Origin of the sequence: Demequina gelatinilytica, from assembly GCF_000971115.1 — a bacterium.
GTDB classification, from domain to species: domain Bacteria; phylum Actinomycetota; class Actinomycetes; order Actinomycetales; family Demequinaceae; genus Demequina; species Demequina gelatinilytica.
The window spans coordinates 46,521-66,266 of sequence record NZ_BBLV01000016.1 but is presented as its reverse complement, the minus strand read 5'-3'; the positions used below and the strand labels follow the sequence as shown (position 1 = coordinate 66,266).

15 protein-coding genes are annotated in these 19,746 nt (G+C 71.6%); 6 read left to right on the top strand and 9 right to left on the bottom strand.

Annotation, left to right across the window (positions count from 1 at the left end; all coding sequences use genetic code 11):
• Positions 1-281: 281 nt before the first annotated feature.
• Together AOM00_RS12585 and AOM00_RS12580 are read right to left on the bottom strand one after the other, a co-directional pair.
• On the bottom strand, positions 282-2,786 hold the full coding sequence (locus tag AOM00_RS12585; protein ID WP_062518117.1) for a beta-glucosidase family protein: 2,505 nt from the start codon (positions 2,784-2,786) through the stop codon (positions 282-284).
• Complete coding sequence (locus AOM00_RS12580) at positions 2,783-4,810, bottom strand: beta-galactosidase (RefSeq protein ID WP_062518116.1); 2,028 nt, start codon at positions 4,808-4,810, stop codon at positions 2,783-2,785. Before AOM00_RS12580 ends, AOM00_RS12585 begins: the two co-directional genes overlap by 4 nt.
• A gap of 58 nt (positions 4,811-4,868) precedes the next feature.
• On the opposite strand from AOM00_RS12580, the gene AOM00_RS12575 reads away from it, so the two are divergent.
• Genes AOM00_RS12575 through AOM00_RS12565 form a run of 3 tightly spaced genes read left to right on the top strand, consistent with a single transcriptional unit; the run spans position 4,869 to position 8,109 of the window.
• Positions 4,869-7,238 (top strand): glycosyl hydrolase family 95 catalytic domain-containing protein, encoded by a 2,370-nt coding sequence (locus AOM00_RS12575; protein WP_082097045.1) that lies wholly within the window; start codon positions 4,869-4,871, stop codon positions 7,236-7,238.
• Positions 7,222-7,824, top strand: a complete 603-nt coding sequence (locus AOM00_RS12570) for a YesL family protein (protein WP_062518114.1) — start codon at positions 7,222-7,224, stop codon at positions 7,822-7,824. The genes AOM00_RS12575 and AOM00_RS12570 overlap by 17 nt, the downstream gene beginning before the upstream one ends.
• Positions 7,825-7,863: 39 nt before the next feature.
• Positions 7,864-8,109 carry a hypothetical protein gene (locus tag AOM00_RS12565; RefSeq protein ID WP_062518113.1) on the top strand — a complete coding sequence of 82 codons (246 nt, stop codon included), beginning with the start codon at positions 7,864-7,866 and terminating at the stop codon, positions 8,107-8,109.
• 58 nt (positions 8,110-8,167) lie between these two features.
• Here the strand turns inward: AOM00_RS12565 and AOM00_RS12560 are convergent, their stop codons facing one another.
• From AOM00_RS12560 to AOM00_RS12545, 4 genes are all read right to left on the bottom strand, one after another.
• Positions 8,168-9,946 (bottom strand): extracellular solute-binding protein, encoded by a 1,779-nt coding sequence (locus AOM00_RS12560; RefSeq protein ID WP_062518112.1) that lies wholly within the window; start codon positions 9,944-9,946, stop codon positions 8,168-8,170.
• A gap of 36 nt (positions 9,947-9,982) precedes the next feature.
• Complete coding sequence (locus AOM00_RS12555; protein WP_062518111.1) at positions 9,983-10,924, bottom strand: carbohydrate ABC transporter permease; 942 nt, start codon at positions 10,922-10,924, stop codon at positions 9,983-9,985.
• Between the two features lie 9 nt (positions 10,925-10,933).
• Positions 10,934-11,923: an ABC transporter permease gene (locus AOM00_RS12550; protein WP_062518110.1), complete on the bottom strand. Its 990-nt coding sequence runs from the start codon at positions 11,921-11,923 to the stop codon at positions 10,934-10,936.
• 191 nt (positions 11,924-12,114) lie between these two features.
• Positions 12,115-12,936, bottom strand: a complete 822-nt coding sequence (locus tag AOM00_RS12545; protein ID WP_062518109.1) for an alpha/beta fold hydrolase — start codon at positions 12,934-12,936, stop codon at positions 12,115-12,117.
• 148 nt (positions 12,937-13,084) lie between these two features.
• Here AOM00_RS12545 and AOM00_RS12540 point away from each other — a divergent pair, with 148 nt between their 5' ends.
• The gene (locus AOM00_RS12540; RefSeq protein ID WP_082097043.1) at positions 13,085-14,692 is read left to right on the top strand and encodes a sodium-dependent transporter; all 1,608 of its coding nucleotides are present in this window, start codon (positions 13,085-13,087) and stop codon (positions 14,690-14,692) included.
• On the top strand, positions 14,689-14,832 hold the full coding sequence (locus AOM00_RS15475) for a methionine/alanine import family NSS transporter small subunit (protein WP_156159169.1): 144 nt from the start codon (positions 14,689-14,691) through the stop codon (positions 14,830-14,832). The genes AOM00_RS12540 and AOM00_RS15475 overlap by 4 nt, the downstream gene beginning before the upstream one ends.
• A gap of 9 nt (positions 14,833-14,841) precedes the next feature.
• On the opposite strand, the gene AOM00_RS12535 is transcribed toward AOM00_RS15475, so the two are convergent.
• The 3 genes from AOM00_RS12535 to AOM00_RS12525 all read right to left on the bottom strand — a co-directional run bounded on the left by AOM00_RS12535 (position 14,842) and on the right by AOM00_RS12525 (position 18,480).
• The gene (locus tag AOM00_RS12535; protein WP_062518108.1) at positions 14,842-15,981 is read right to left on the bottom strand and encodes a DUF2510 domain-containing protein; all 1,140 of its coding nucleotides are present in this window, start codon (positions 15,979-15,981) and stop codon (positions 14,842-14,844) included.
• 82 nt (positions 15,982-16,063) lie between these two features.
• A complete protein-coding gene (locus AOM00_RS12530; RefSeq protein ID WP_062518107.1) occupies positions 16,064-17,113 on the bottom strand; it encodes a hemolysin family protein in 1,050 nt (349 codons plus the stop codon).
• On the bottom strand, positions 17,110-18,480 hold the full coding sequence (locus tag AOM00_RS12525; RefSeq protein ID WP_062518106.1) for a hemolysin family protein: 1,371 nt from the start codon (positions 18,478-18,480) through the stop codon (positions 17,110-17,112). The genes AOM00_RS12530 and AOM00_RS12525 overlap by 4 nt, the downstream gene beginning before the upstream one ends.
• A gap of 300 nt (positions 18,481-18,780) precedes the next feature.
• Between AOM00_RS12525 and AOM00_RS12520 the strand changes: the two genes are divergently transcribed.
• Positions 18,781-19,704: an ABC transporter substrate-binding protein gene (locus AOM00_RS12520; RefSeq protein ID WP_062518105.1), complete on the top strand. Its 924-nt coding sequence runs from the start codon at positions 18,781-18,783 to the stop codon at positions 19,702-19,704.
• Positions 19,705-19,746: the final 42 nt, after the last annotated feature.

Genomic DNA, 19,746 nt, shown 5'->3' with positions numbered 1-19,746 from the left:
CCACCGCATCCACGACGACGGCTGGCAAGTCCACGCCACCACCACCGAGGTGTGGTTCACCCCACCCGCCAGCATCGACCCCACCCGCACCTCCAGACGAGGCGGCAAAGCCGCACTCCAGGTCGACCTACCCGCACGCACACCCGCCATCGCAAGCCCACCCGGCTAGCTGCCACGCCCCCACGGCGCCCACCCCACGGCGGGCGCCCTACCGGCACGCCCCGACACGGGCGACGCGCCCCCGGTGGGCGCGATCACGCGTTGACGGGCCTGTGCGTGCCTTACTCGACCGTGAGCTCGGTGCCCACCTCGAGCGCATCGGCGGAGGGTCCGGCGGCGACCCGGTACAGGCCGGGCTGCACGCGCAGCGCGCCCTCGTGCAGCCAGTCCTGCGGTGCGCCGCCGAGTCGCACGGAGCCGTCCCACACCGACAGCCGGGCGACCGGGAAGGCCAGCGGCACGATGCGAGTCTCACCGGGCGCGAGCCGCACCCGCTCGTATGCGACCAGGAGGCGACGCGGCGTCGGGAGCGCGAACTCCTCGGCGGGCTCCACGTAGACCTGCACCAGCTCATCGGCATCGCGCTCACCGGAGTTCGTCACGGTCACCGTGGCGGAGACCACCGCCTCGTCGGGGCGCGCCACGAACGACGCGTGCCGATGCGTGGGCGCGGGCGCCGTCACCACGTCTGCCTCGAGCGCGACCGCCGAGTAGGCGACCTCGCCATAGGTGAGCCCATGACCGAAGGCGAACGCGTACGGCGCGGGCTGGTGCCGGTACGTGGCCTGCTGACGGAGCGTGTCGTAGTCGAACAGGTCCCCGGCCTGCGACGGGTCCACCGGCCACGACTGTGCGAGCCGGCCCCGGGGCTCGACGTCGCCGGTCAGCACGTCCACCAGCCCGCGACCCATCTCCTGGCCGCCGTGGCTCGACCACACCACGGTCGGGGCATCGGCGACCCCGGAGGGCAGCACGTAGGGGAAGCTCGACATGATCGCGAGCACCGCCTTCGGGTTCGCCGCGCTGGCCGCCCGCCACACCGCCGCCGCGGACTCCGGCAGCCACAGGTGCGGCCGGTCCTCGGTCTCGCGCCCGGCGAGGTGAGGGTCGTTGCCGACCGCGACCACCACGGCATCGGCGCCGGCCGCCGCGTCCGCGACGGACGCAAGCCCGGCACGCACGGTCTGCACCCTGAAGCGCTCGGCCGTGTCGACCGTCACCGCATCGGCCGCGACCAGGCCGGAGTCGCGCCACGCGCGCAGCCAGCGCCCCGAGCCCAGGTGGAGCAGCGACCAGGTCCCGTCGGGATGCACGTGCTTGCGGAAGCTCTCCTGCGCGACCCAGCCGCCCACGCGCGACGCATCGGCTCGGACCGGCCAGTGCCCGCCCGTGAGCAGCAGCCCGCTCGCGTGCGAGCGCAGCGTGAGCACGCCGTCGCCCCAGTCGGTGACGTCCCACTGCGCATCGTCCGCGCCGGATGCAGCGGTCGCACCCACCGTCGATCCATCCTCGGACGCGGTGAGGTAGGCGCCGGACGATGCTGCCCGGAGCGAGACCGTATCGGCGCCCGTCGCGACGGTCACCGCGGCGCCCGGGAAGCGCTCCGCAAGCGCGCCGGCGACGGTCGACTTGTACGGCGGCGTGCCCGAGTACCAGTCCGTGAGGATGTCGTCGGCGAGCGGGCCCACCACGGCGACCCGCGAAGGCGCGGCGAGCGGCAGCACGCCGGCCGAGTTGCGCAGCACCACCACCGACGCGGCCACCGCCTCCCGCGCCAGCGCGCGCGACGCCGCCGTGTCAAGGTCCGCGAGCGACACGGCCCCGTACGGATCGGCGTCGCCGTCGAGCTCGCCCGTCCGAACCCGCAGCTCGAGCAGCCGCAGCACGGCGCGGTCCACGTCCTCCATGGTCAGCAGCCCGGCCTCGAGGGCGGCCGTCACCTGCGCGACGGTGGGGGAGGAGTCCGCGTCGTTGTCGGTGAAGGAGTCCATGCCGGCCCGGATCAGCGCGGCCGCGCCGTGCACGAAGTCGGGCTCCTCGCGCTGCGTGGTCACCAGGAACGTCGGGGCGGCGGCGTCCGACACCACCGCGATCGAGTCCGGCGCCCACGAGCGCGCCTCCGCGACGAGCTCGGGCTGCGTGTGCGCCGCCTTCCCGTTGACCCTGTTGTACGCGAGCATCATGCCGCCTGCCGCGCCGGTCTCGAGGGCGCAGCGGAAGGCAGGCAGCTCCTCCTCGTGAAGGGTGCGCAGCGACATCTCGGAGGACGTCACGGAGCGGTCCGTCTCGTTGGAGTAGCCCAGGAAGTGCTTGAGGGCGGGCACCGTGCGCCACACGCGAGGATCGCGACCGCGCAGACCCTGGGCGTACGCCGCCCCGAAGAGCCCGGTGACATGCGGGTCCTCCGAGTAGCCCTCCTCGTTGCGCCCCCATCCGGGGTGGCGCAGCGTGTTGACCACGGGCGCCCACACGTTGAGGCTCACCGACGGCTTCTCGGCGCGCTTGGCGCGCACCTCGGTCGCGGAGGCCGCACCCACGCGCTCGATGAGGCCCGTGTCCCATGTCGCCGCGAGCCCCACGGGCTGCGGGAACACGGTCGCCGTCCCCATCCAGGCCGCGCCGTGCAGCGCCTCGCAGCCGGTGTGGAACTCGCCGAGCCCGAGCCGTTCGATGGGCGCGACCACCTGGTGCAGCATCGCGATGCGCTCCTCGGGTGTGAGCCGCGCGAGAAGGTCGGCGGCGCGGTCCTCGGCGGGCAGCGACGTGTCGCGGAACGGGTCGGTCATGCGTGGTCTCCTTCAGTGGGCACGAGGCTCAGGACGATGATGCGGCCAGGCTCGATCTCGACCTCGCCGGCGAGGGTCTCGCCCGTGAGCAGGTCGCGTCCGGGCCGCGGGAGGGTGACACGGCCGGGGACGGAGCCGTGGTGGAGCAGGAAGAGGAGGTCGCCGCGGCGCACCGCCTCGACGCCGTCGGGGAGCTGAGGCAGGACGCCTGCGACGCCCGCGCCCGCAAGCGCGTCCCCGAGCACCGACGCGAGCGCCTCGTCCGACAGGACTGCGCCCAGGTACCAGGCGCTCCCCGTCCCGACGGTCCGACGCGTGACGGCCGGAAGCCCGGACAGGTGCCCGGGGCCGAACGTGGCGAGCACCTCCGCGGAGTCGGCGCGCAGGCGCTCCCCGAGGATCGTTGCCGTCGGGGACGCGGGCGCGGACGCCCAGGCCGCCGTGGGTGCCAGCGAGGTGGGGGCGTCGGGCAGCCCCGCCCACTCCTCGCCGCTGACGCCCAGCAGCTCCGCGAGCAGCACGGGGGAGCGGCCCACGTGGATGTGCCCCCGTGCGTCGGCGACGCCGCTGTACGGCCCCACCACCACGGTCGCTCCCCGCGCCACGGCGGCGTCGAGCGATGCGGCGAAGGAAGGCTCCACGATGTACGAGTGCGGCACCAGCACCATGTCGTACCCGTCCAGCGAGGCGCCCGGGCGCACCAGGTCGACTGCGACACCGAGCGACCACAGCACCCGGTACCAGCGCTGCGCCTGCTCGACGGTGTCGAGCAGCGACGTGGGCCGGCCGGGCTCGGATGCGGCCCACCAGGAGTCCCAGTCGAAGGCCATCGCGACGCGCGCGTCGATGCGGCCGCCCACCACGGCGCCCAGGCGGGACAGCCCGTCGCCTAGGGAGCAGACGGTCCGGAACACCTCGGAGTCCTCCCCGGCATGGGGGAGCATCGCCGAGTGGTGCCGCTCCGCACCCGCCGTCGCCTGACGCCACTGGAAGAAGCAGATGCCGTCCGCGCCACGCGCGACCGCCTGGTACGAGTCGAGCAGCGCCTGGGTGCTGCTCTTGGGCAGGTTGTGCGGGCGCCACGACACAGCGTTGATCGCCTGCTCCATGAGCAGCCACGGGCGGCCCCCGCCGAGCGAGCGCATGAGGTCCTGGACCATCGCGGCGTGCGCCGCGGAGTGCGGCTGGGAGTGGTCGGGGTACTGGTCGTCGGCGATGACATCGACCTGATCGGCCCAGTCCCAGTAGTCGACGTGGGGGAAGAAGCCCATGAAGTTGGTGGTGATGGGCTGGGTCGCTCCCGCGGCGCGGATCGCGTCGCGCTGCTCGGCGTAGCACGCGAGCATCATGTCGGAGCTGTAGCGGCGGAAGTCGAGGTTCTGCGTCGGGTTGACCAGGTACGGCATGGCTCGGGGCGGCAGCACCTCCTCGAAGGACCGGTAGCCCTGCGACCACACGGCCGTGCCCCACTCGCGGTTGAGCGTCGCGATGTCGCCGTACCTGTCCTGGAGCCATCGGCGGAACTCGCGCGCCGCCTCGTCGCCGTGGTCGAGCTGTCCGTACTCGTTGCCCACATGCCACATCACCACGGCCGGGTGGTCCACGTAGCGTGCGGCGAGATCGCGCGTGAGGGCGAGGGCATGCTCGCGGTACACGCGGGAGGCGGGCGTGAACTGGTTGCGCGATCCGGCGGCGAGCCGCACGCCGTCCGCCGTCACCGGCAGCGTCTCGGGGTGGAGGATCCCGAGCCACGGCGGCGGGGAGGCGCTCGGCGTCGCGAGGTCCACGTCGATGCCGTGGGCGTGAAGGAGGTCGAGCACCTCGTCGAGCCAGGCGAAGCTGCGCTCGCCGGGGGAGGGCTCGAGCGTCGACCAGCTGAACACCCCTACCGTCACCAGGTTGACCCCGGCGCGGGCCATCAGCGCGACGTCCTCGTCCCACGTCTCGCGGGGCCACTGCTCAGGGTTGTAGTCGCCTCCGAAGCGCACGCGCGGGCGTGCCGGGGCGGGGTCAGGGTGCGTCATCGGATCCTTCTCGCTACATCGTCGAAGCGCTTCTACAAATCGACCCTATACTACCCAGGTGGCACCGTTGCACCTGCGCGAGGACGCGCTCCACCTGCTCCGATACTCCCGTCCGGCGACCCGCTGGCTCGAGGCGCTGCCCGTGGGCAACGGGCATCGCGGCGCGATGTGCGACGGGGGGATCGGCACCGCTCGGCTGTGGCTCAACGACACCACCGCGTGGTCGGGCCCGGTGCCCGGCGGACCGCTCGCCGGCATCGCCGCCCCCGGTCGCGCGACCCTCGACCGGGTCCGCGACGCTCTCGCGCGCGGTGACGCCGCCGAGGCCGAGGCGCTGCTCCAGACCCAGCAGTCGCCGTGGGCCCAGGCGTACCTCCCGCTCGGGTGGCTCGACATCGAGACGGGCGTCCCCGCCGGCGAGCCCACCTCGTACGCGCGCGCGCTCGACCTCCGCACCGGCGTCGCCTCGCACACGTACGCGGCCGGCGGCGTCACGATGCGCCACCGCACCTGGGCGGACGCCGTCACCGGGGCGCTGGTCCACGTGGTCGAGTCCGAGGAGCCCGTCGCGCTCACCGTGCGGGTCGGGAGCCTGCTGCGGGCGTCCGGCGCGGGCCTGGCGAGCGGGCATCGGCTGCCGGAGTGGCGCCTCGACCTCCCCGTCGACGTCGCGCCGGGCCACGAGCAGCCCGACGAGCCCATCCGCTACGCCGCGGACGGCCGCACCGGCAGCATCGTCATCCGCCCGGGCGGGCGGTGGACCCTGGCCGACGGGGTCCTCGCCTGCGAGCCCGCGACGCGGCACGTGCTGCTCATCGCGACCGGCACGTCGCCCGACCTCCCGGGCCTGAGCGCTCCTCTCGTCGACCTCCCGGGCATCGACCTCGATGCCGACGGGCTGCTCGCGGCCCACCGGGCCGCGCACGGCGCGCTCTACGAGCGCTGCACGCTGTCGCTGCCGTCCGCGCCCGACGCGGCCGGGCTCGACTCCGACGCGCGGGTGCTCGCGGCCGGCGAGCGGCCCGACCCCGGCCTCTCCGCGCTCGCCTTCCACTACGGGCGCTACCTGCTGATCTCCTCGTCCCGCACCGGTGGGCTCCCCGCGAACCTCCAGGGAATCTGGAACGCCGAGCTCCCCGGCCCGTGGTCGAGCGCGTACACCACGAACATCAACCTCGAGATGGCCTACTGGCACGCGGAGACGACGAACCTCCCGGAGTGCCACGCGCCCCTGCTGGACTGGGTCGAGCGTCTCGCCGCGACCACGGGGTCGGAGGCGGCCCGCGCCCTGTACGGCGCCGACGGCTGGGTGCTCCACCACAACTCGGACGCGTGGGGTCATGCCGCGGCCGTGGGGGCGGGGCACGGCGACACCGCGTGGGCCTTCTGGCCCCTGGGTGGGACGTGGCTCGCGCTCCACCTGTGGGAGCACTACGCGTTCGGAGGCGACCTCGACCGGCTCCGCACCCAGGCGTGGCCCGTCCTCGAGGGCGCGGCGCGCTTCGCGCTCGACTGGATCCAGGGCGACGAGGCACGGGCATGGACCAGCCCGTCGACCTCCCCCGAGAACCACTACCTCGACGACGACGGCGAGGAGCGCGGCGTCGCCGTCAACGCGACCATGGACGTCGCCCTGCTGCGCGAGCTCGCCGCGGCGTGCCGCGACGCCGCCGCCGCGCTGGGCCTCGGTCCCGGTGCGCGCCCCGCGTGGGTCGACGCCCTGCTCGCGCGTGCCTCCGCCCTGCCCGACCCGCAGGTAGGCCCCGACGGCAGGCTCCTCGAATGGGACCGTCCCCGCGAGGAGCCCGAGCCGCTGCATCGTCACCTGTCCCACCTGGTCGGGCTGTTCCCGTACGCGCAGATCACGCGCGAGGGCACACCGGCGCTCGCGGCCGCCGCGGCCGCATCGATCCTCGGGCGCGGCCCCGAGTCGACGGGCTGGGCGCTCGCGTGGCGCACCGCGATGTGGGCGCGGCTGGGCGAGGGCGCACGCGTGGAGTCGCAGCTCGCGCTCGCGCTGCGGCCCGCGTCCGGAGGGGGAGAGGAGCACCGAGGCGGCCTCTACCCGAACCTGCTCAGCGCGCACCCGCCGTTCCAGATCGACGGCAACATGGGGGCGACCGCGGGCATCGCGGAGGCCCTCCTGCAGTCCCACGGCGGCGTGATCCGGCTGCTGCCCGCGCTCCCGCCGGGCTGGGCCAGTGGGAGCGTGCGCGGGCTCCGCGCGCGTGGCGGCATCCTGGTGGACATCGCATGGGCCGACGGCGCGCTGGTGCGGGCGCGGCTGCACGGGGCCCGCGGGCCCGCTACCGTGACGGTGCGCACGCCCGACGGCGTCGAGCGCACGCACACGGTCGGACCCGACCTGCCCGCCATCATCGACGGCGTCACGAGCGCCCCGGAGGAGACGCATGCGCATCGACCCTGACAACCGGACGGTGCAGGGGCTCACCGAGTTCCTCGAGTTCGTGGGCCTCAACCTGCTGTACCTGGTGACCTGCCTCCCGGTGGTCACCATCGGCGCCGCCACCAGCGCGCTGCTCGAGGTCACCATCCGGTACTCGGACGACGAGCGCGGCCGCCCCCTCCCGGACTACCTGCCGGCGCTGCGCCGCAACCTCCGGCCCGGCCTCGTCGCCTTCGGCGCGCTGCTGCTGCCCGCCGGGCTGCTCGCGTTCGCGGCGATCTTCTGGCTCGCGCAGCAGACCATCCCGACCACCGTCGCCGGCTTCATCGCGATCGCCGCGGGCGTGTACGTGCTCGCGGCCTTCGGCTACGCGACGGCCCTCATCGCGCGCTACCGCAACCCGCTGCGCCAGATGCTGCGCAACGCGCTCCTGCTGCCCATGGCGGAGCCCCTGCGCACCGCCGGCCTCATGCTCATCCCGGCCGCGATGCTGTCGCTCGCGATCGTGTTCCCGCCCGTGTGGATCCTCATCCTCACGGTCGGCTTCTCGGTCGGCGCGTACGGCGCGGCCTTCCTGCTGCGCGCGGTCTTCTCGCGTCACTCCTGACGCGTGACGGGCCGCGCGCCCGTCGCTAGGCTCGCGTCCATGACGGGGACGCGGTTCCGTTGGGGATGGGCCGGCGCGGCGCTGGGCGCGCTCGCGGTCGGCGGGCTCACGCTCGTCCGGCTGTCGACCGTCGCCTGCGCATCCGTGGCAGCGGACGATGCGGGGAGCCTCGGCGGCATGTGCGCCCCCGGCGTCGTGGACCGGGTGGGCCTCGCGCTGGTGGTGGTGCTCACCCTCGGCGCGGTCGCCTACGCCCTGCGCCGCGCGTTCCGCCGTCCCGCCTGACGCGGGCATGAAGAAGGGCCCCGGGGAGATCCCCGGGGCCCTTCCGTGTCAGGTCAGCTCACTCGCTGAACTCCGCCGCGATGGCGACGCGGGCATCGTTCTGCGCCTGCGCGTTGGCCATGTCGACCTCGAGCACCTGCTGGTAGCCCAGGCCGTCCGCGGTGGACTGCAGCTCGGAGAGCAGGCTCTCGAACTGGGCGTCGTCCTTGGCGAAGACCATCTGCCACGAGTACTGCACCACGATCGCCTTGATCTGGTTGCGCAGCGTCTCGATCTCCGAGGTGTCGGTCGGGACCACGAAGCTCGCACCCGGCGCGACCAGGAGCTTGTCGTTGTCACGCAGGTAGTCCATCGTGGTGGCCGCGCCGCCCATCTCCGCGGACCAGTCCTCGGACAGCGGCGTCTCGACGAGCGCCTGGTACGAGGGCCAGAACTTGTAGGAGAACGGGTAGCCGGTGGTCGTGTCGGTGTCGTTCGGCAGGACCGCGCTCACGTTGAGCGTCGAGGTGCCGTCGATGTAGCCGCCGCCGCCCCACTCCTCGGGAACGGTCGCGTCGCCGTCGAGGAAGACCGCCTGGCCGAACTCGGTGAGCTCGGGCTCGCCGCTCGCACCGACCTCCCAGGTGAGGCCCTCGGGACCGGCCGCACCCATGGTCTGCGAGTTGTTCATGTACGTGCCCTCGGCGGAGTACAGCCAGTCGACGAAGGCAGCGATGCGCTCCGGGTCCTCGGCCTGCGAGCCGATCGCGATGACCTGCTTGCCGCCGTACGCCTCGGCGCCGTAGGAGAACACCTGCATGTCCTCGAGCGGGGCGATCTCGAAGCCCTTGCCCTCGGCCATGTGGTCCGCGGTGTTGTACGCGGACTGGCCGAGCCACGGCCACCAGGAGAACAGCACCTGGCCGTTCTGGAACTTCGACCACAGGGTGTCGTAGTTCTGCGTGGTGGACTCCGGGTCGACCAGGCCCAGCTGGTTCGCCTCGTAGTAGAAGCGCATGGTGCGGATGTACTCGGAGTCGGAGTCGAGGATGCTCTGGTACTCCGAGCCGTCGGCCTTCGCGAGCACGAACCCGATCTCGTCGAAGCCGTAGAAGCAGGTGGGCTGCTTGCCGGTGACCATCATGTTGCCGTCCCAGTCCTTGAACAGCGACAGGGCGTAGACGTTCTGGCCGTTCTCGGCCTTGGGCTCGAGGTCCTGCATGTCCTTGAGGATCGGCAGGAGGTCCTCGAGGGTGCTGATCTCCGGGTAGCCGAGCTCCTTGTAGAGGTCCCAGCGGATGAACGGGCCGAACGTCGGGTCGAGGCCCTCCGAGGGCTCCGTCGGCAGGATCGAGGACACCGAGGTGGGCGTCGCGTAGATGCCGCCGGTGCCGTCGTTGAGCTTCTCGACCGCCTGGTCGAACACCGCGACGTTCTCCATGGCCGGGTAGTACTCGGACATGTCGAGCAGGAGTCCGCCCTGGATCAGCTCCTCCATGCGCTCGCCCTTGTCGGTGACGATGAGGTCGCCCAGGTCGCCCGCCGCGACGCGGGTGTTGTAGAGCGTGTCACCGCCGCCGGCCACGTTGGGGGCGATGATGTTCAGGTTCATGTTGAACTTGTCCTTCACCACCTTGGCGAACCAGCCGCTCTGCATGCCCATGTAGTTGGCGAGGCCGTCGAACACGTCGATGGTGATCTCGTCCTCCCACTGCGTGGGGAAGGCCGCGGTCTCGGTCGTGCTTCCAGTGCCCGAGGTCTCCGTGGGCGTCGGGTCCTCCGCGCTGCTGCAGGACGCCAGCGTCCCTGCAGCGAGGATGACCGATGCCGTGAGGGCCACCGTACTCTTCAGCTTCATTGCTTTCCTTTCGGGTGTGAGGTGGGGTGATGAGGTTCAGCCCTTGACCGCGCCGAGCATGATGCCCTTGACGAAGAAGCGCTGGAACAGGGGGTAGATGAAGATGATCGGCAGCACCACGAGCACGGACACCGTCATCCGGATCGAGGTGGGCGTCTGCGTCGACGCCGCATCGGCGAGTGCGCCGAGGTTGCCGCCTGCGTTCTGAGCCGCCTGCGCGAGGCTGTTGGCCTGGTTGATGAACATGTAGAGCAGGTACTGCAGGGTGTACAGGCTCTGGTCGGTGACGTAGATCAGCGTGTCCTGGAACGAGTTCCACTGCGTCACCGCGGCGAAGATCGCGACGGTCGCGAGGATCGGCGTCATGTTCGGCAGGTAGATCATGAAGAACACGCGCAGCACGCTCGCGCCGTCGACCTCGGCCGCCTCCTGGAGCTCGCGCGGCATGCCCTCGACGTAGGTCTTCACCAGGACGATGAAGAACGGCTGGACCACGAACGGCAGCACGTAGACCCAGAAGTTGTTGGTGAGCCCCAGGTTCTTCATGATGATGAACAGCGGGATCAGGCCGGCGCTGAAGTACATGGTGATGACCACGAACCGGTACCAGAACCGGCGCGCCCACATGCGCTCCTGCGTGAACATGAAGCCCAGGAAGGCCGAGGCGAGCACCGTGGCGGTGGTGCCGATCACGGTGCGGGCGAGCGACACGGCCGCCGCCATCGGGAGCCCCTGGAGGTGGAACACCTGCTCGAAGTTCGACAGGTGGAAGCCCTGCGGGAAAAGGCGGACATCGCCCAGCGCGGAGAGGTCGTTCGCGCTCACCGAGTTGATGATGAGGTAGTAGAACGGGTAGGCGCACAGCACCGCGAGGAGGATGAAGAAGCTGTAGTTGACGATGGAGAACAGCACATCGCCGGAGGTGCGCGTGTGGCCGGTGACCTGCGTCGGCTTGTGCTCGGTGTGCGTGGTGGTCATCGCGATCCCCTAGACGAGCGACTGGCCGCGGACGCGCTTGGCGAACGCATTGACGGAGAAGAGGAGCGCCACGGAGATCAGGCTCTTGAGCATGCCGATCGCGGTGGCCATCGACAGGCTGTTGCCGGTCATGCCGATGTTGTAGACGTACAGGTCGAGGACCTGGATGTGCTCCTTGTTGAAGGCGTTCTGGAACACGTAGTACTGCTCCATGCCGTTGTTGAGCAGGTTCGCGACCGACAGCAGCAGCAGCACCAGGTACGTGGGCATGAGCTGCGGGATGGTGACGTAGCGCATCGTCTGGAAGCGTCCGGCGCCGTCCATCTTCGCCGACTCGTACAGCGAGGGGTCGATCCCCGAGATCGCGGCGAGGTAGATGATCGCGCCCCAGCCCAGGCCCTTCCAGATGCTCCACAGCGTCATCGACAGCCACACGTGCTGGTCGGTGTCGAGGAACTTGACGGGCGTGGTGATGATGCCGGAGTCCAGCAGGATGTCGTTGACCAGGCCCGTGCTCGAGAAGAGCGAGAAGGCGATCATGTAGACGAGCACCCACGAGATGAAGTTCGGGAGCGTGGTGAGCGTCTGCACCGCGTTGCGGAACCGGGTGATCTTGACCTCGTTGAGGAGCACCGCGAACAGCAGCGGCAGGATCGAGGTCGCGAGGCCCAGGAAGCTGATCGCGAGGGTGTTGGTGAGCACCTGGAGGATCTGGTCGACCTGGGTGGGGGAGCTCACCAGGAGCCGGAACCACTGGAGGCCCACGAACTCGCTGCCCGACAGGCCGAGCGCGGGCTTGTAGTCGTAGAGCGAGTACACCCAGCCGTACAGCGGGTAGTACGCGAACAGGAACGACAGCACCAGGAACGGTGAGATCAGCAGGAACAGCTTGAAGGACGTCTTGCGCCGCGGCTTGTCGGCGCGCTTGCGTCCCTTGGTATCGGCCGCGTGATCGATGGTCGTCGTGACGGCCTCGGTCACCACCGTCGGCGAGCTCACCTGCTCGCACCCTTCGTGGGGGTCTTCTGCGTGTTGTCCATGGCCACTCCTTCGTGATTCAGGACCTCGGGCCGCTACCGACATTCGTTGGCGGCGGCAACTTTCGAATCGCTTCGACTCAAGGTAGACGTGTCGAATCGATACGTCAACTTGCGTGGGTCACAGGTCTGCAACGATGCATGCGTCGCGGCTCACGGCACGCGCGCGAGGAAGCCGTGAACCGCGTCGAGAGTCTCGCCGAAGCGGTCGCGGTGGACGCTGTGCCCGGCACCGTCGATGCGCGCGACCTCGCCGCGGGGGAGCAGCGCGAGGGCCTCCGCCGCGACCTCGGGGGTGACGATGGCGCCGCGGGCGGGGTCGCCCGTCACCAGCAGCGCGGGGCACGTCACGCGCGCGAGGGTGGCGCGCCAGCCCGCGCCGAGCGCACCGTCGAGCAGCGCGAGGGCGGCCGTGTCGAGCTGCGCCTTGGTCTCGGCCCACGGCTCCAGCTCGGCAGGATCCCATCCGGGGTTGTCGCGCCGCGCGATCTCGAGGCGCTCTGCCGCGGTCATGTCCCGCATGCCGGCGAGCGAGGCCACCCATGCCGCGAGATGAGGGTCCTCGCCCGTGCGCATCGTCTCGGAGGCGTGGAACGGCGGGTCCTCGAGGATCACGGCGCGCACCAGGTCTGGCCGTGTCGCGGCGAGCAGCGCCGCCGTGGCGGCGCCCATCGAGTGGCCCCACACCAGGGCAGGGGCGCCGCCGAGGGCCTCGATCGTCGCCGCGACGTCCTCCGCGAGCAGGGGCAGCGTGAGCGGCGCGGCCACACGGGTCGAGCCGCCGTGGCCGCGCGCGTCCGGCATCACCAGGTCGAACCCTCCGTCGAGCGCGCCGGCCACCCGGCCCCAGGTGGAGCCGCCGTCGGTGATGCCGTGCAGGAGCACCAGCATCGGCCCTGCGGACCGGCGTCGCCGGTACGCGAGCTGCGCCTCGCGGCTCGCCTCGGTGCGGGCCTGGACCGTGCCTGCCTCCATCGATCGACCTCCCTGTCGCTCCCGGTGCCGCGTGCGGCACCGCGGGCGAAAATGTACCAGTTGCGCCGCATCGTCCTGCCCCACCAGGCACGATGCGCACGCCAGGCATAGCGTGGGAGTCGCGCGCACGCGCGGAGGGAGGGACCCCATGGCAGAGCACCCGGAGGCGGCACCCCACACGCACGAGAAGCGCGAGCATTGGAGCGGGCAGACCGCGTTCATCCTCGCCGCGATCGGCTCGGCTGTCGGGCTCGGCAACATCTGGCGCTTCCCCGGCCAGGCCTACGAGCATGGCGGCGGCGCGTTCATGATCCCGTACCTCGTCGCGCTGGTGACCGCCGGCGTCCCCATCCTGTTCCTCGAGAACGCGATCGGGCACCGCTTCCGCGGCTCGGCGCCGCTCGCCATGCGTCGCGTCCACCGCAACGCCGAGGGCGTGGGGTGGCTCCACGTCGCCATCTGCTTCGTGATCGGGCTCTACTACACCGCGATCATCGCGTGGGCGGTGAGCTACTTCTTCTTCAGCTTCGGCCAGTCCTATGCGGACGACCCCGCGGGATTCTTCACCGGGGAGTACCTGCAGCTCGGTGAGGCGGGCACGGTGAGCCTGTCGTTCGTCCCGCAGGTGCTCATCCCGCTCGTCGCTGTCTGGGTGGTGACCATCGTGATCCTGGCGCTCGGCATCCACAAGGGCGTCGAGCGGCTCAACATCATCGGGATCCCGGTGCTGGTCGCGACGTTCCTGGTGATCGTGGTGCGCGCGCTGCTCCTCGACGGGGCCGCGGACGGTGTCGGGGCGCTCTTCACGCCCGACTTCGCGGCGCTCACCGACCCGCAGGTGTGGATCGCGGCGTACGGGCAGATCTTCTTCTCGCTGTCGCTCGCCTACGGGATCATGATCACCTACGCCTCGTACCGCCGCCGTCGCTCCAACATCACGGCGCCCGGCATGGTGGTCGCGTTCGGCAACAGCTCGTTCGAGCTCCTCGCGGGCATCGGCGTGTTCGCCACGCTCGGGTTCCTCGCCCACCAGCAGGGCACCACGGTCGCGGGCCTGGACAACCTTGCCGGGCCCTTCCTCTCCTTCGTGACGTTCCCGGCGGTGATCGCGGAGATGCCCGGCGGGGCGTTCTTCGGGGCGCTGTTCTTCGGCTCGCTCGTGCTCGCGGGGCTCACCTCGCTGGTCTCCGTGCTCCAGGTGATCTCCGCGGCGCTGCAGGACAAGTTCGGCCTCCACCCGCGTGGGGGCGCGGTCGCGGTGGGCGTCGTGTCCGCCGTGCTGTCGATCATCGGCTTCGGCACCACCACGGGCCTGTACCTGCTCGACACGGTGGACCAGTGGTCCAACCAGCTCGGCATCGTGGCCGGGGCGATCACCATGATCGCCGCTGCGCTGTGGTTCGGCCGCCGCGGGCACGAGCTCGAGCGGCACCTCGCCGCCGTGTCCACGATGCGCCCGGGTCGCTACTGGCTGTGGCTGGTCAACGCGGTCGCGCTGCTGCTCATCTACATGTTCGCGGAGAAAGCGGTGAGCCTCATCAGGGACGGCTACGGCGGCTACCCGGGCTGGTACCTCGCGGTGTTCGGATGGGGCACCGCGGCCTTCCTGCTCGCGGTCGCGCTGCTCATGCCGCTGATGCGATGGCGCCGCGACATCGACCGCTTCCACGCCTGGCCCTCGCGTGAGCAGCTCGCGCTCCCGGCGGAGGTGGGGGAGCGCCATACCGAGGACTACGACCCGAGGGGGCGGACATGACCGCCGACGCGTTGGTGCTCATGCTCGTGTCGATCGTCCTCATCTGGGGAGGCCTCGTGGCGTCGATCGCCTATGTCGCGCGCCGCCCGGAGAACGACCACATGCCCGAGGGCGGCGAGGACACGCGCGTGCCCGACTGAGGAGCGGGATCAGGACGCGTAGTCGCCCAGGTGCTCGTCGACGATCCACGAGGCGTCGGTGGTGCGCGTCGCGAGCACGCGGGCCGAGTCCTTGACCATGAGGTAGTCGCGGTACGGCCGCGGCGGATCGCCCGAGTCGTCCCACGTGACGTCGACCAGCAGCCACCGGCCGTCGACCAGGACCTTGTTCCACGCGTGGTCGCCGCCGGTCGCACCCGCCGAGTCGGAGCCGGTCACCTCCACGGCCTCGAGGCCCGCCGCCCACGCCATCGCGAGGAAGGCCTGCGCGTAGCCGTTGCACACCGCGGTGCCGTCGACCAGGATCCCGTAGGCCTCCTGCGAGCGCTCGATCACGGGGGAGGTGTCGGTGACGTGCATCGCCTCGAACGCCGCCATGTCGTAGGTCGCGACCGACGCGAGGTGGTCGTGGATCGCGGCGACCTTGTCCGCGTCGCTCGTCGCGGCATTGGCTCCCGAGGCCTCGAGGCCCACCGCGACCGCGGTCTGGGTCTCGAGCCGACGCCGCTCGGCCTCCGCGTCGTCGTACACGTAGTTCGGGGCGATCGTCGTGCCGCCGCCGCGCGTGCGCACGGTCCAGCCGCGCACGAACACGTACGGGTTCTGCGTGAGCGCCTCCCGCATCGCGTCGTCGACCGCGTCCGAGCCCTCCGACCGCACCCAGTACGAGACGTCGATCGAGTCGTCCTGCTCGACCATCGCTGTGGCGAGGTGCCGCACCAGCTCGGTCGAGCCCCCGATCGGGTAGCGGCTGTCGCCCGTGCCGGGTCGCGTCGCCTCGTTGACGGCGTCCGCGGCGATCGCCGCGACGTTGGCCGACTCGGGCAGCAGCCCCGCGGTGCTCGCGAGGCTCACGGCCAGGACCCCGGCGAGCGCGGCGAAGGTCACGCGCCACGCGACACGGCCGCGACGCCGGCGACGCTCGCGGGCGTAGAGCTCCAGGACCACCTGGGGGCGGATCATCCCGCGCTCGACCTTGGTGACGCGGTCCCTCACGCGTCCGGTCCAGGCGGTCCCGGACCAGTAGCGCTCCAGGTCGGTCTCGCTCGGGTCGGGGAGCCAGCCTGCCTCGGGGAGCCGGACCGCGCGCGGCGGCGCAGGCTCCTGCCCGAACTCCGGCGTGAACTCCATGGCATCCCCCAGCCCGCGCGTCGCCACGCGTGAAGGGGAACCTACCAGGTGGGTCGGTCGGCGCGCGAGCAGGGCGCGCGCCTCACGGCCCGACCGCCTGCGCGGCGTCCGCGACCTCGCCCACGAGCCGTTCGATGACGTCCTCGAGCATCGCGGCGCCGAGCACCTCGTCCGAGCCCGGGTCGCGTACCAGCGCGAGGTGCGTGCCGCGCGCCTGCATCGTGGTGAGGGCCTCCTCGAGCGAGGACTCCGGCGAGATGACCGACAGGGGCCGGATCGCGTCGGGGTCCACCGGCCGGGTCGCGCCGCCGCGCGGCACGGACGCGAAGTCCTTGAGGTGGAGGTAGCCCACGTAGCGGCCGTCGGCGTCCACCACCGGGAAGCGCGAGTACCCGGTCCTCACGCACTCGCGTTGGGCCCGCTGCGGGGTGACGTCCACGGGCAGGGTGGTGAGCGAGCCCACGGGGGTCATCACGTCGCGCACGGTCTCGAAGCTCAGCGTGAGCGAGCCCGTGAGGACGCGATGCTCGTGCTCGTCGAGCAGCCCCTCGGAGCGCGACTGGGCGAGGTAGCCCTCCACCTCCTCGGCGCTGAACGTGGACGTGACCTCGTCCTGCGGCTCGACCTTGAGCATCCGGAGCACCAGGTTCGCGCTCGCGTTGAGCAGCCAGATGAGCGGCTTGAGCACCCACACGACGCCGTACAGGAGGGGGCCCAGCGACATCGCCGCCCGCTCCGGGCCGGCGATCGCGATGTTCTTGGGCACCATCTCGCCGAGCACCATGTGGAGCGCGACCACGATGACCAGCGCGATCGTGAACCCGATGCCGTGCAGCCAGGCGCCCGAGACGCCGACGGCCGCGAGCGGAGCCTCGATGAGATGCGCGACAGCCGGCTCCGCGATCGCGCCGAGGCCGAGCGAGCAGGCGGTGATGCCCAGCTGAGCACCGGCCATCATGAGCGAGACATGCTCCATCGCGCGGAGGGTCATGCGTGCCGCCCAGGATCCCTCGGCGGCGCGCGGCTCGATCTGGGTGCGGCGCGCGGAGATCAGCGCGAACTCGGCGCCCACGAAGAAGGCGTTGCCCGCGAGCAGCGCGAGGGCGAGCAGCAGCGCGACGTAGTCGTTCATCGGCCTGCCTCCTCGGCGGGGGAGGGCGCGGCCACCGTCACGATCACGCGATCGACGCGATGGCCGTCGAGGCGGGTGACGCGGGCCCGCGCGACCACGGGCATGGCGATGCCGTCGTCGTCGCGGCGGGACTCGTCGCGTGCGGCGAGCTCGACCTCGTCGCCCACGCGGGGGAACCGTTCGAGCACCTCGGTGAGCAGGCCGCCCAACGTGTCGGACTCGCGTGCCTCGGGAAGCTCGAGGCCCATCACCTCGCCGGCCTCGTCGGGACGCAGCAGGCCCGACAGCGACCAGCTGCCGTCCTGAAGCCGGCGGTGCCGGCTCACCGGGCGGTCCTGCTCGTCCTCGATCTCGCCCACGATCTCCTCGACCAGGTCCTCGAGGGTCACCACGCCGTCGGTGCCGCCGTACTCGTCGACCACCACCGCCACCTGCGAGCCTGAGCGGAGCGCCTCGAGGACCGCGCTGAGCGGCATGGTGGACGGCACGGAGGCCACCGGGAGGCAGATCTCGGAGACCGCCACCGACCGGCGCGAGCGCGCGGGCACCGCGAGCGCGCGCTTGAAGTGCGCGACGCCGACGATCTGGTCGACGCTCTCGCCCGTGACAGGGAAGCGCGCGTGCCCGGTGCGCGACGCGAGCGCGAGGACCTCGGCGACCGGCGCATCGTGCGCGACGAAGTGCACGCGTGTGCGCGGCGTCATGGCGTCCGAGGCGGTGCGCTCCTTCATCTCGGCTGCGCGTGCGAGGCGGCGCGCGACGCGCGGCTCGAGCGTGCCCTGGGCGCCCGACCGCTCGGCCAGCGAGTGCAGCTCGCGCGCGGTGCGCGCCGACGCGAGCTCCTCCCGCGGCTCCATCCCGAGCATGCGGACGATGCGGTTGGCGGCCCCGTTGAGGACGCCGATGAGCGGGCCGGCGAACCAGGTGAAGCCCCGCTGCGCGCCCGCGACTGCGCGGCCGACGCGCAGCGGCTCGGCGATCGCCCAGTTCTTGGGCACGAGCTCGCCGAAGACCATCTGGGTGCCGGTCGCAAGGATGAAGGCGAGCGTGAGCGCGACGCCGAGCGACGTCTCCTCGGGGAGCCCGAGCGACTCGAGCGGCCCGCGCAGGAGCGTCGCGACGGACGGCTCCGCGATGAACCCGACCAGGAGGGACGACACGGTGATGCCGAGCTGCGCCCCGGACAGCTCGGTCGACAGCCTGGTGAGGCCCATCCGGAGCGAGCGCGCGCGCCTGTCGCCCGCGGACGCCTCGCGGTCCACCGTGGGCCGGTCGACCGTGACGAACGCGAACTCGGCCGCGACGAACAGCGCGTTCGCGGCGATCAGCGCAAGCGTGAGGAGCAGCAGCAGCCAGGCCTGCGTCATCGGCGCGCTCCCCTCGACGGGGTGGGAAGGGGCGCCATCGGCGATCGCGGGATCGCGTTCCGGCGCTCGGGACTATGACCGTCGGGCATGCGAACACTGTAGGCGAGGTCCGCGCGCGATGAGGCCGACCGATCGTCACCCCACCTAGGAGTGCGATTCGTCCCGCGCGTCCCGAGCGCCATTCATCACCATGCATAATGATGCATAGCGATGCATCGCCCTCCGTGAGAGACCGACAGGAACCACCTCGCGGGTCCCCGAGGGCGCATGCGCCCTCACACCCCTCGAAGGAGCACCCCTATGCGCAAGCCTGCCCTCGTCGCGATCGCCGCGATGACCGCCGTGTCCCTGTCCGCCTGCACCTACGCCTCGCAGGAGACGGGCACGTCGACCGGCACGAGCACCGGCACCGCCACCGCGGCCGCCGAGGGCTTCGACCCGAGCACGGTCGCGGTCAACGAGGAGGCTGTCGCGCTCCTGCCGCAGGACGTGGTGGACCGCGGCACGCTCCGCGTCGGCATGGAGACCACCTACGCGCCCGCCGAGTACCTCGACGTCGACGGCCAGACCCCGATCGGCTACGACGTGGACATCTCCGAGGCCATCGCCGCGGCGCTGGGCCTCGAGGCCGAGATCCAGTCCGCGGCATTCGACTCGATCATCCCGTCCATCGGCACCAAGTTCGATGCCGGCATCAGCTCCTTCACCATCACCGCTGAGCGCGAGGCCGTCGCCGACATGACGTCCTACCTCAGCGTGGGCGAGGCCTACGCGGTGGCCGCAGGCAACCCCGCCGGCATCGACGCCGCCGACCTGTGCGGCGCGACCGTCGCGGTGCAGACCGGCACCGTCCAGCAGGACGAGGCCAACCAGATGGCCGCCGACTGCGACGCCGCCGGCAAGGACGCGCTCGACGTGCTCAACTACGACTCGCAGGCCGACGCCGCGACCAACGTGGTCGGCGGCAAGGCCGACGTGCTCTTCGCGGACTCGCCGATCATCGGCTACGCGGTCACCCAGACCGGCGACCAGCTCGAGCAGCTGGGCGACGCCTTCGCGACCGCGTCGCAGGGCATCGTCACGGCGCAGGGCTCCGAGGTCACCGATGCGATCGCGCTCGCTCTGCAGGGCCTCATGGACGATGGCACGCTGAAGAGCATCCTCGACGCGTGGGGCGCCTCGGACGGCATGCTCACCACGGCCGAGGTCAACCCGGCCTCCTGACCCGAGCCGCCGGCGCATCGTCCCACCCGGGAGAGGAGGGAC

What these genes read in the sequence shown, in the direction of transcription:
- AOM00_RS12585 (WP_062518117.1), bottom strand. Translation starts at nt 2,786, where the DNA reads ATGACCGACCCGTTCCGCGACACGTCGCTGCCCGCCGAGGACCGCGCC.
- AOM00_RS12580 (WP_062518116.1), bottom strand. Translation starts at nt 4,810, where the DNA reads ATGACGCACCCTGACCCCGCCCCGGCACGCCCGCGCGTGCGCTTCGGA.
- AOM00_RS12570 (WP_062518114.1), top strand. Translation starts at nt 7,222, where the DNA reads ATGCGCATCGACCCTGACAACCGGACGGTGCAGGGGCTCACCGAGTTC.
- AOM00_RS12565 (WP_062518113.1), top strand. Translation starts at nt 7,864, where the DNA reads ATGACGGGGACGCGGTTCCGTTGGGGATGGGCCGGCGCGGCGCTGGGC.
- AOM00_RS12560 (WP_062518112.1), bottom strand. Translation starts at nt 9,946, where the DNA reads ATGAAGCTGAAGAGTACGGTGGCCCTCACGGCATCGGTCATCCTCGCT.
- AOM00_RS12555 (WP_062518111.1), bottom strand. Translation starts at nt 10,924, where the DNA reads ATGACCACCACGCACACCGAGCACAAGCCGACGCAGGTCACCGGCCAC.
- AOM00_RS12545 (WP_062518109.1), bottom strand. Translation starts at nt 12,936, where the DNA reads ATGGAGGCAGGCACGGTCCAGGCCCGCACCGAGGCGAGCCGCGAGGCG.
- AOM00_RS12540 (WP_082097043.1), top strand. Translation starts at nt 13,085, where the DNA reads ATGGCAGAGCACCCGGAGGCGGCACCCCACACGCACGAGAAGCGCGAG.
- AOM00_RS15475 (WP_156159169.1), top strand. Translation starts at nt 14,689, where the DNA reads ATGACCGCCGACGCGTTGGTGCTCATGCTCGTGTCGATCGTCCTCATC.
- AOM00_RS12535 (WP_062518108.1), bottom strand. Translation starts at nt 15,981, where the DNA reads ATGGAGTTCACGCCGGAGTTCGGGCAGGAGCCTGCGCCGCCGCGCGCG.
- AOM00_RS12530 (WP_062518107.1), bottom strand. Translation starts at nt 17,113, where the DNA reads ATGAACGACTACGTCGCGCTGCTGCTCGCCCTCGCGCTGCTCGCGGGC.
- AOM00_RS12525 (WP_062518106.1), bottom strand. Translation starts at nt 18,480, where the DNA reads ATGACGCAGGCCTGGCTGCTGCTGCTCCTCACGCTTGCGCTGATCGCC.
- AOM00_RS12520 (WP_062518105.1), top strand. Translation starts at nt 18,781, where the DNA reads ATGCGCAAGCCTGCCCTCGTCGCGATCGCCGCGATGACCGCCGTGTCC.